The organism is Streptomyces sp. NPDC054887 (genome assembly GCF_053610585.1).
Map to the genome: position 1 here is coordinate 1 of NZ_JBSGYQ010000119.1, position 10,970 is coordinate 10,970.

Below are 10,970 nucleotides of genomic sequence, written 5' to 3' on the forward strand. Positions count from 1 at the left end.
CCCCTGTACAGGGGGGCGGGCCGCCGCCGTTCGCGCGTCGCGCGGGGGCGTCAGGCCGCGTCGTGCCCGCCGCCGCCCAGGTGGTGCACCCGGACCATGTTGGTCGTGCCGGGCACGCCGGGGGGCGAACCGGCGGTGATGACCATGGTGTCGCCGTTGTTGTAGCGCTGGAGCTTGAGCAGCTCGGCGTCGACGAGGTCGACCATCGCGTCGGTGTTGTCGACGTGCGGGACGACGAAGGACTCGACGCCCCAGCTCAGCGCGAGCTGGTTGCGGGTGCCGACGTCGGTCGTGAAGGCCAGGATCGGCTGCGCCGCGCGGTAGCGGGACAGCCGGCGGGCCGTGTCGCCGGACTTGGTGAAGGCGACCAGCGCCTTGCCGTTCAGGAAGTCCGCGATCTCGGCGGCCGCGCGGGCGACCGAACCGCCCTGTGTACGGGGCTTCTTGCCCGGTACGAGCGGCTGGAGGCCCTTGGCCAGCAGCTCCTCCTCCGCCGCGACGACGATCTTCGACATCGTCTTGACGGTCTCGATCGGGTACGCGCCGACCGAGGACTCGGCGGACAGCATGACCGCGTCCGCGCCGTCCAGGATCGCGTTGGCGACGTCGGACGCCTCGGCGCGCGTCGGGCGCGAGTTGGTGATCATCGACTCCATCATCTGGGTCGCGACGATCACCGGCTTGGCGTTGCGGCGGCACAGCTCGATGAGCCGCTTCTGCACCATCGGGACCTTTTCGAGCGGGTACTCGACGGCCAGGTCGCCGCGCGCGACCATCACACCGTCGAACGCCATGACGACGCCCTCCATGTGCTCGACGGCCTGCGGCTTCTCCACCTTGGCGATGACGGGGACCCGGCGGCCCTCCTCGTCCATCACCTTGTGGACGTCCTTGACGTCGTCGGCGTCGCGCACGAAGGACAGCGCGACCATGTCGCAGCCCATCCGCAGGGCGAAGCGCAGGTCCTCGACGTCCTTCTCGGAGAGGGCGGGGACGTTGACCGCCGCGCCCGGCAGGTTGATGCCCTTGTGGTCGGAGACCACACCGCCCTCGATCACGATGGTGTGGACCTGGGAGCCCTCGACCGACACGACCTTGAGCTCGACGTTGCCGTCGTTGATCAGGATCGGGTCGCCCTTGGACACGTCTCCGGGCAGACCCTTGTAGGTCGTGCCGCAGATCGACTTGTCGCCCGGGACGTCGTCGACGGTGATGACGAACTCGTCCCCGCGGACCAGCTCGACCGGCCCCTCGGCGAACTTCGCCAGCCGGATCTTCGGACCCTGGAGGTCGGCGAGCACGCCCACGGCGCGGCCCGTCTCCTCGGCGGCCTTGCGGACACGGTCGTACCGGCCCTGGTGCTCGGCGTGGGTGCCGTGGCTGAAGTTGAATCGGGCCACGCTCATGCCGGCTTCGATCAGAGCCACGAGCTGGTCATGGGAGTCGACGGCTGGACCCAGTGTGCAGACGATTTTGGAACGGCGCATGAGGCGGATCCTATCGGTTTGTTTCGCTGCGGAATATTCCGTCTGGTGGAATGTACAAATGGGCGGTACGCCGCTCAGGCGTTGACCAACGCGTACGTCTGGCGGGCGATCTCCAGCTCCTCGTCGGTCGGTACGACCGCGACCGCGACCCGGGCGTACCCGGGCGAGATCAGCCGCGCCGCGTCCGACCGTACGGCGTTGAGCTCCGCGTCCACCACCAGGCCCAGCTCCTCGAGACCCGCGATCGCCGCCGCGCGCACCGGCGCCGCGTTCTCGCCGACCCCGGCGGTGAACACCACCGCGTCGACCCGGCCGAGGACGGCGTAGTACGCGCCGATGTACTTCTTCAGCCGGTGGATGTAGATGTCGAAGGCCAGCAGGGCCCGTTCGTCGCCCTCGTCGACGCGGCGGCGTATCTCGCGCATGTCGTTGTCGCCGCACAGGCCGACCAGGCCGCTCTTCTTGTTCAGCAGTACGTCGATCTCGTCCGTGCTCATCCCGCCGACCCGCTCCAGGTGGAACGTCACCGCGGGGTCGACGTCACCGGAGCGCGTACCCATGACCAGTCCCTCCAAGGGGGTCAGTCCCATGGACGTGTCCACGCACTTCCCGCCGCGCACGGCGGAGGCCGAGGCGCCGTTGCCCAGGTGCAGCACGATGACGTTGACCTCGGACGGGTCCTTGCCCAGCAGCTTCGCCGTCTCGCGCGAGACGAACGCGTGCGAGGTGCCGTGGAAGCCGTACCGGCGGATGCGGTGGGCGTCGGCCGTCTCGACGTCGATCGCGTAGCGGGCAGCGGACTCCGGCATCGTCGTGTGGAAGGCGGTGTCGAAGACGGCGACCTGCGGCAGGTCGGGGCGCAGCGCCTGCGCGGTGCGGATGCCGGTGATGTTCGCCGGGTTGTGCAGCGGGGCGACCGGGACGAGCCGTTCGATCTCGGCCAGCACCTCGTCGGTGATGACGGTCGGCGCGCTGAACCGCAGGCCGCCGTGCACGACGCGGTGACCGATGGCGGCGAGCTCGGGCGAGTCGAGGCCCAGCCCGTCGCGCGCCAGCTCCTCGGCGACGGCCTTCAGCGCGGCCTCGTGGTCGGCGATCGGCCCGGTGCGCTCCCGCTTGCCGCCCGCCGGGCCGCCGTCGCCGGCGAGGGGGCTGTGCACCAGGCGCGAGGTCTGCTCGCCGATCCGCTCGACCAGGCCGACGGCGAGGCGCGAGCTGTCGCGCATGTCGAGCAGCTGGTACTTCACCGACGAGGAGCCGGAGTTGAGGACGAGGATGCGCTGGGCTGCGGTCACGGGTGCGGTGCCTTCTCGGGTCGGGGTGGAGGTCATGCGCTCGTGTCCTGCGCCTGGATCGCCGTGATGGCGACCGTCTGGACGATGTCCTGGACCAGGGCGCCGCGCGACAGGTCGTTGACCGGCTTGTTCAGGCCCTGGAGCACCGGTCCGACGGCGACGGCCCCGGCGGAGCGCTGGACGGCCTTGTAGGTGTTGTTGCCGGTGTTGAGGTCCGGGAAGATCAGCACCGTGGCCTGCCCGGCGACCTCGGAGCCGGGCAGCTTGGTGGCGGCCACCGAGGGCTCGACCGCCGCGTCGTACTGGATCGGCCCCTCGACCAGCAGATCCGGACGGCTGACGCGCACCAGTTCGGTCGCGTCGCGGACCTTGTCGACGTCCGCGCCGCTGCCGGAGCTGCCGGTCGAGTACGAGAGCATCGCGATCCGGGCATCCACGCCGAACTTCTCGGCCGTGACCGCCGACTGGACGGCGATGTCCGCGAGCTGGACGGCGTCGGGGTCCGGGTTGACCGCGCAGTCGCCGTACACGAGCACCCGGTCGGCGAGCAGCATGAAGAAGACCGACGAGACGATCTTGGCGTCCCGCTTGGTCTTGATGATCTCGAAGGCGGGGCGGATGGTCGCGGCCGTGGAGTGCACCGAACCCGACACCATGCCGTCGGCAAGACCCTCGTGCACCATCAGCGTGCCGAAGTAGTTGACGTCGGCCACCACGTCGTACGCCAGCTCCACGCCGACGCCCTTGTGGGCGCGCAGTTTCGCGTAGGTCTCGGCGAACCGGCCGCGCAGCTCGGAGGTCTGCGGGTCGATGAGCTGGATGTTCCCGAGGTCGATGCCCAGGTCGGCGGCCTTCTTGCGCAGAACGTCGACGTCGCCGAGCAGCGTCAGGTCGCACACGTCGCGGCGCTGGAGCACGTCGGCGGCGCGCAGCACGCGCTCCTCGGCGCCCTCGGGCAGCACGACGCGCCGGCGGTTCGAGCGGGCCCGCTCCAGCAGCTCGTGCTCGAACATCATCGGCGTCACGCGTCCGCTGCGGACCACCGACATCCGGGCCAGCAGGTCGGCCGTGTCGACGTACCGCTCGAAGAGGCCGAGCGCGGTCTCCGCCTTGCGGGGGGTGGCCGCGTTCAGCTTGCCCTCCAGGGCGAACAGCTCGCCCGCCGTGGGGAAGGATCCCCCGGCCACCGAGACCACCGGGGTCCCGGGCGCCAGGCGCGACGCCAGGGTCAGCACCTCGTCGCCGGGGCGCTCGTCGAGGGTCAGGAGTACGCCCGCTATCGGCGGGGTCCCGGCGCTGTGCGCGGCGAGCGCGCCCACCACCAGGTCGGCGCGGTCGCCCGGGGTCACGACCAGGCAGCCGGGGGTCAGGGCGTTCAGGAAGTTCGGCAGCATCGCGCCGCCGAAGACGAAGTCGAGGGCGTCGCGCGCCAGCCCCGCGTCGTCGCCGAGCACCACCTTGCCCCCGAGGGCGTGGGTGATCTGGGCGACCGTGGGAGCGGCCAGCGCGGGCTCGTCGGGCAGCACGTAACAGGGCACCGGGAGGCGTGCCTGGAGGCGGTCGGCGACCTCCGCGCGGTCGGCGGGGGCGACCCGGTTGGCCACCATGGCCAGCACCTGGCAGCCGAGGGCCTCGTACGCGCGGTAGGCGTTGCGGGTCTCGGCGCGCACGGCGTCGGCGGGCTGGTTCTTGCCGCCGACCACCGGGATCACCGAGGCGCCGAACTCGTTGGCCAGGCGGGCGTTCAGCGCCAGTTCCTCGGGCAGCTGGGTGTCGGCGAAGTCGGTGCCGAGCACGAGGACGACCTCGTACTCCCGCGCCACCCGGTGGAAGCGGTCGACGATCCGGGAGACCAGTTCGTCGGTGCCCTTCTCGGCCTGGAGCGCCGCCGCCTCCTGGTAGTACATGCCGTACCCGGTGGCCGGGTCCTGCGACAGCCGGTAGCGGGCGCGCAGGAGGTCGAAGAGCCGGTCCGGCCCGTCGTGCACCAGGGGACGGAACACCCCCACCCGGTCCACCTGGCGCGTCAGGAGCTCCATGACTCCCAGCTCGATGACCTGCCGGCCGTCTCCCCGGTCGATCCCGGTCACGTACACGCTGCGCGTCACGCGTGCTCTCCGTCCAGATAGGGTGGTCTTGCCCTCTTGACAATACCTGTGTGGGTGGATAGGGCGCCCGCCGGGCAGGGGCCTGTGAGGCCGGGACCGAAGGTCTCGCACGGGTGCGTCCCACGGTCCGCGCGACCCCTCCGTACGGCCCGACGCGGGCCCTTATGGAGGAGTAGCCGCAAGCGCCGCGCCCATGCGAGCCGTGAAACAATCGGATTCTGGCTCACATGTACCACTAGGAGCAGGAGACACAGCACGATGCGTATCGGAGTCCTCACCGCAGGCGGAGACTGCCCCGGGCTGAACGCAGTGATCCGGTCGGTCGTGCACCGGGCCGTCGCGGGGCACGGCGACGAAGTCATCGGCTTCGAGGACGGCTTCAAGGGGCTGCTCGACGGCCACTTCCGCCCCCTCGACCTCGATGCCGTGAGCGGCATCCTGGCCCGCGGCGGCACGATCCTCGGCTCGGCGCGTCTGGAGCGCGACCGGCTGCGCGAAGCGGCCGAGAACTGGCAGGAGTTGGCGGCCAGGTCCGGCATCGACGCGCTCATCCCGATCGGCGGCGAGGGCACCCTCACCGCGTCCCGGATGCTGTCGGACGCGGGGATGCCGGTCGTCGGCGTACCGAAGACCATCGACAACGACATCAACGGCACCGACCGCACCTTCGGCTTCGACACGGCCGTGGGCGTCGCCACCGAGGCCATAGACCGTCTGAAGACCACCGCCGAATCGCACCAGCGCGTGATGGTCGTCGAGGTCATGGGCCGGCACGCCGGGTGGATCGCGCTGGAGTCCGGCATGGCGGGCGGCGCGCACGGCATCTGCCTGCCCGAGCGGCCCTTCCAGGTCGACGACCTGGTCAAGATGGTCGAGGAACGCTTCTCGCGCGGCAAGAAGTTCGCCGTCGTCTGCATCGCGGAAGGCGCGCGTCCGGCCGAGGGCTCCATGCCGTACGAGAAGGGCGTCATCGACCAGTTCGGGCACGAGCGCTTCACCGGCATCGGCAACCGGCTCGCCAGCGAGCTGGAGAAGCGCCTCGGCAAGGAGGCCCGGCCGGTCATCCTCGGCCACGTCCAGCGCGGTGGCACCCCGACGGCGTACGACCGCGTCCTCGCCACCCGCTTCGGCTGGCACGCGGTGGAGGCGGTGCACCGCGGGGACTTCGGCAACATGACGGCGCTGACCGGCACCGAGATCACGACGGTGCCGCTGGCGGCGGGCGTCGAGGAGCTGAAGACGGTTCCGGACGCGCGGATGCACGAGGCCGAGTCCGTCTTCTGAGCCGGGCCGGCCGGGCGGCCCCCGTGTCACGGCGGGCGGCGGGGCCGCCGGCCGGTCGGTCAGCGCGGTGCCAGCCGCCAGAAGTGGCCGACGATCTCGTCCAGGAACTCCCGGCCCTTCGCGCCGTCCTGGGCGCCGCCGCCGCTCCAGCTCAGCGTCGAGACCATCCGCGACTGGTAGTCGGTGTGCAACTGCTGGAGGATGTCCTCCAGCCGGCGCTTGGGCATCGGGACCAGCTTGGCGGCCGGCCGTACGTACGCCTGCCAGCGCGTGGTCACCGCGCTGCACAGCACCTCCGCCAGATCCTCGTCGCGGCCCGTCGCCGTGACGAACTCGCGCGGGGACAGGCCGAGCGCCTCCGACAGCGCCGCGGACTGCCGCTCGTTGCCGCGCCAGCGCCCGGCGTCCTCCATCCGCTGGTACGCCGCCGCGTCCACGCCCACCATCCTGGCCAGGTCGGGCGCCGCCAGACCCCGCGCCATCCGGTGCTCGCGCAGCGTGCCCGGGGCGGCGATCAGGTCGCCGACGGCGCACCACAGGACACCGGCGAGCGCCGTGATCTCCTGCATGTCCGGCGCGCGCTGGCCGCGCTCCCAGGCGACGACGAGGTCGGGGCCGACGTTCATTCCGTACTGGGCGCGGAGCCCGTAGGCGACGTGGCCGGGGGCCATGCCCAGGGCCTCGCGCAGGCGGCGCGCTGCGAGGGCGTTGAAAGGCGGAGAGGGGTGCACGGGCACACCGTACGGACGGCGGGGGCCCGATGACTACGGTGCGTTCACCCAACATCACAAGTCGTAGGAACGTCCGACCCGACCGCGACCGCTCATGCACTCCTCACGTTACCGTCCGGTCACTCTGGGCTCACCGCAGGGCGATCCACCGGTAGTGCAGCTCGGGGCGGCCGACCTGTCCGTACTGCGGCGCGCGCTCGGCGCGGCCCGCGGTGACCAGGTGTTCCAGGTACCTGCGGGCGGTGATCCGGGAGATGCCCAGCTCGGCGGCTGCCGCGGCGGCGGTCGTCCCGGCCGGTGATCCGCGCAGCACCCGGGTCACCGCTTCGAGCGTCGGGGCGCTGAGCCCCTTGGGCAGGGCGGCGGGCTGCGGGGTGCGCAGCGCGGCGAGGGCGCGGTCCACCTCGTCCTGGCCGCTGGCCTCGCCGGCGGCGGCGCGGAACTCGGCGTACCGGGTGAGGCGGTCGCGCAGGGTGGCGAAGGTGAAGGGCTTCAGGACGTACTGCACGACGCCGAGGGACACCCCTTCGCGTACGACGGCGAGATCGCGGGCCGAGGTGACCGCGATGACGTCGGCGGTGTGGCCGGCGCCCCGGATGGAGCGCACGAGCTGGAGGCCGTGGCCGTCGGGCAGGTACAGGTCCAGGAGCAGCAGGTCGACGGGGACCCGGTCGAGTGCCCGCACCGCCTCGGCCCGCGAGTGCGCCACCCCGGCGACGGCGAAACCCGGGACGCGGCCGACGTACAGGGCGTGGGCGTCGGCGGCGACGTGGTCGTCCTCGACGACCAGGACCCGGATGGGACGCGTTGCGAGGCCGCTCATGCGGTCACCTCCGGGCGCGCGGGGCCGACGCTCGCGGCGGGGCGGGCCGTGCACCGGGTCATGACCCCGCCTGCCCGGCGGTCGCGCGCAGCGGCAGGCGCACCGTGAACTCCGCGCCGCCACCGGGGGCGCGGGTGAGCGCGACCGTGCCGCCGCCCCGGCGCACCGTCTGCCGGACCAGCGCGAGCCCGAGCCCCCGCCCCGCGCTCTTCGTCGACCAGCCCCGGGCGAACACCGCGTCCGCGGCGGAGGGCGCGACGCCGGGCCCCGTGTCGGCGACGCGCAGCAGCAGTTCGCCGCCCCGGTCGGTGCGGGCCGTCACGGTGACGCGCGCGCCGTCGCTGCCCTGCGCCGCGTCCACCGCGTTGTCGATCAGGTTGCCCAGGATCGTCACCAGGTCGCGGGCGGGGAGTGTGCCCGGCAGGAGGCCGTCGTCGATCCGGCTGTCCTCGTCCAGTACGAGCGCCACGCCCCGCTCGTTCGCCTGCGCCGCCTTCCCCAGCAGCAGCGCCGCCAGGACCGGCTCGCCGACCGCGCCGACGACCTGGTCGGTCAGGGCCTGGGCCAGCTCCAGTTCCGCCGTGGCGAACTCCACCGCCTCGTCCGCGCGGCCGAGTTCGATGAGGGAGACGACGGTGTGCAGGCGGTTGGCCGCCTCGTGGGCCTGGGAGCGCAGCGCCTGGGTGAAACCGCGCTCCGAGTCCAGCTCGCCGGAGAGCGCCTGGAGTTCGGTGTGGTCGCGCAGGGTCACGACCGTGCCGCGCTTCTCCCCGCCGCGCACCGGGCGGCTGTTGACGACGACCACCCGGTCCGCCGTCAGGTGCACCTCGTCGACGCGCGGCCCGGGGTCGAGCAGCGCCGCCGTGAGCGGGCCCGGCAGGTCCATCTCGGCCACCGGTCGGCCGACCGCGTCCGGCCCCAGCCCGAGCAGTTCCCGCCCGCCGTCGTTGATCAGCGCGATGCGCTGGCGGCCGTCGAGCATCAGCAGCCCCTCGCGCACCGCGTGCAGCGCCGCCTCGTGGTAGTCGTGCATGCGGCTCAGCTCGCGGGCGTTCATGCCGTGCGTGTGCCGCCGCAGCCGGGCGTTGATGACGTACGTACCGACGCCGCCGAGTGCGAGCGCGCCCGACGCCACGCCGAGCAGGGCGGCCACCTGCTCGCGGACCTGCGCGCTGATCGCCTCGATGGTGATGCCCGCGCTGACGAGCCCGACGATCCGTCCGCCGCGCGCCTCGGTGTCCCGTACCGGCGCCACCACGCGCACCGAGCGCCCCAGCACTCCCACGTACGTCTCGGCGAACGTGCGGCCCGCGAGGGCGGGTCCGGTGTGGCCCAGGTACGCCCTGCCGATCTGCTGCGCCTCCGGGTGCGTCCAGCGGGTGCCGTCCGGCGCCATGATCGTGACGAAGGTGACGCCCGCCTCCTTGCGCAGGGCCTCGGTGTACGGCTGGAGCAGCCCCGTCGGGTGGTCGGAGCGGGCGGCCTCGATCACCGCCGGGGACTTCGCCACGGCGGTGGCGGTCGCGTACACCTGCCGGCGGGCGGTCTCCTCGGCCTGGGACTTGTCGGAGAAGTACGCGAAGGCCGAGCAGCCCGCGACGAGGACCGCGACCAGGACGACCTGCATCGCGAACAGCTGGCCGGCCAGGCTGCGGGGGCGGGGAACGCGCATGCGGCAAGTGTGCGGCACGTGCGCCCGGCCGAAAACCCGTGAACGAAATGCACGTAACGGTGACCGCCGTCACAGCCTGGTGGATAGTCGCCGGGACCCAACGGGACGTGGGTATCGCAGGACGAGCCGAGGAGGCCCCCGTGGCAGGCACAGCAGGTACAGCCGCAAGGCGGGACCGTACGCACTATTTGTACATCGCCGTGATCGTCGCCGTCGTACTCGGCGTGGCGGTGGGCTTCGCCGCCCCCGGTGTGGCCGTCGAGCTGAAGCCGCTCGGCACCGGATTCGTGAATCTGATCAAGATGATGATCTCGCCGATCATCTTCTGCACGATCGTGCTGGGCATCGGCTCGGTCCGCAAGGCCGCCAAGGTCGGCGCGGTTGGCGGCATCGCGCTCGGCTACTTCACCGTCATGTCGCTGGTCGCCCTCACCATCGGCCTGGTCGTGGGCAACGTGCTGCACCCCGGTGACAGCCTGGCGGTGACCGACGCCGTCAAGGAGGCCGGACAGGGCCAGGTCGCGGCCGAGGCCAAGGACACGGTGGAGTTCCTGCTCGGGATCATCCCGACGACGTTCGTCTCCGCCTTCACGACGGGAGAGGTCCTCCAGACCCTCCTGGTCGCCCTGCTCGCCGGTTTCGCCCTTCAGGCCATGGGCGCCGCGGGCCAGCCCGTGCTGCGCGGGGTCGAGCACGTCCAGCGGCTGGTGTTCCGGATCCTGGCCATGGTGATGTGGGCCGCGCCGATCGGCGCCTTCGGCGCGATCGCGGCCGTCACGGGCTCGGCCGGTCTGGACGCGCTCAAGAGCCTCGCCGTGCTGATGCTGGGCTTCTACGTCACGTGCTTCCTCTTCGTCTTCATCGTGCTGGCCGCGCTGCTGCGCCTCGTCGCGGGCCTCAACATCCTCACCTTCTTCAAGTACCTGGGCCGCGAGTTCCTGCTGATCCTGTCCACTTCCTCGTCCGAGTCCGCCCTCCCGCGGCTCATCGCGAAGATGGAGCACCTGGGCATCAGCAAGCCGGTGGTCGGCATCACGGTTCCCACCGGGTACTCCTTCAACCTCGACGGCACCATGATCTACATGACCATGGCCTCGCTGTTCATCTCCGACGCCATGGGCGACCCGATGTCCATCGGCGAGCAGATTCCGCTTCTCCTCTTCCTCCTCGTGGCGTCGAAGGGCGCGGCGGGTGTCAGCGGGGCCGGTCTGGCCACGCTGGCCGGCGGCCTCCAGTCGCACCGTCCGGAGCTGGTCGACGGCGTCGGCCTGATCGTCGGCATCGACCGCTTCATGAGCGAGGCGCGCGCCCTGACGAACTTCGCGGGCAACGCGGTGGCGACGGTACTCGTCGGCACGTGGACGAAGGAGATCGACAAGGAGCGGGTCGACCAGGTCCTGGCCGGTCTCGCCCCGTTCGACGAGAAGACCCTGCTCGACGACGCCCCCGCCGACGCGGACGACGCGCGGCCCGCGAGCGGCCCGGAGGTACGGGCGGGCGACAAGGCGGCCGCGGGCGTGTAACGCGGCGGGTGGAGACGGCCTCGACGACGGCGGGGTGGGCGTGGCCG

8 protein-coding genes are annotated in these 10,970 nt (G+C 72.0%); 2 read left to right on the top strand and 6 right to left on the bottom strand.

The window, feature by feature from the left end; translation table 11 throughout:
* Positions 1–50 precede the first annotated feature (50 nt).
* The 3 genes from pyk to pta all read right to left on the bottom strand — a co-directional run bounded on the left by pyk (position 51) and on the right by pta (position 4,890).
* On the bottom strand, positions 51–1,487 hold the full coding sequence (gene pyk, locus ACWGH0_RS34010) for a pyruvate kinase (protein ID WP_453408136.1): 1,437 nt from the start codon (positions 1,485–1,487) through the stop codon (positions 51–53).
* A 74-nt stretch (positions 1,488–1,561) separates the two neighbouring features.
* Positions 1,562–2,818, bottom strand: coding sequence for an acetate kinase (locus tag ACWGH0_RS34015; RefSeq protein WP_453408137.1), 1,257 nt, complete (start codon positions 2,816–2,818; stop codon positions 1,562–1,564).
* A complete protein-coding gene (gene pta, locus ACWGH0_RS34020) occupies positions 2,815–4,890 on the bottom strand; it encodes a phosphate acetyltransferase (protein ID WP_453408138.1) in 2,076 nt (691 codons plus the stop codon). Before pta ends, ACWGH0_RS34015 begins: the two co-directional genes overlap by 4 nt.
* A 258-nt stretch (positions 4,891–5,148) precedes the next feature.
* Here pta and ACWGH0_RS34025 point away from each other — a divergent pair, with 258 nt between their 5' ends.
* A complete protein-coding gene (locus ACWGH0_RS34025; RefSeq protein WP_453408139.1) occupies positions 5,149–6,174 on the top strand; it encodes an ATP-dependent 6-phosphofructokinase in 1,026 nt (341 codons plus the stop codon).
* Between the two features lie 59 nt (positions 6,175–6,233).
* On the opposite strand, the gene ACWGH0_RS34030 is transcribed toward ACWGH0_RS34025, so the two are convergent.
* From ACWGH0_RS34030 to ACWGH0_RS34040, 3 genes are all read right to left on the bottom strand, one after another.
* Positions 6,234–6,905 carry a helix-turn-helix domain-containing protein gene (locus ACWGH0_RS34030; protein WP_453408140.1) on the bottom strand — a complete coding sequence of 224 codons (672 nt, stop codon included), beginning with the start codon at positions 6,903–6,905 and terminating at the stop codon, positions 6,234–6,236.
* Positions 6,906–7,035: 130 nt separating this feature from the next.
* Complete coding sequence (locus ACWGH0_RS34035; protein ID WP_453408141.1) at positions 7,036–7,728, bottom strand: response regulator; 693 nt, start codon at positions 7,726–7,728, stop codon at positions 7,036–7,038.
* Between the two features lie 58 nt (positions 7,729–7,786).
* Positions 7,787–9,400, bottom strand: coding sequence for a sensor histidine kinase (locus ACWGH0_RS34040; protein ID WP_453408142.1), 1,614 nt, complete (start codon positions 9,398–9,400; stop codon positions 7,787–7,789).
* A 140-nt stretch (positions 9,401–9,540) separates the two neighbouring features.
* Here ACWGH0_RS34040 and ACWGH0_RS34045 point away from each other — a divergent pair, with 140 nt between their 5' ends.
* Complete coding sequence (locus ACWGH0_RS34045; RefSeq protein WP_453408143.1) at positions 9,541–10,923, top strand: cation:dicarboxylate symporter family transporter; 1,383 nt, start codon at positions 9,541–9,543, stop codon at positions 10,921–10,923.
* Positions 10,924–10,970 lie beyond the last annotated feature (47 nt).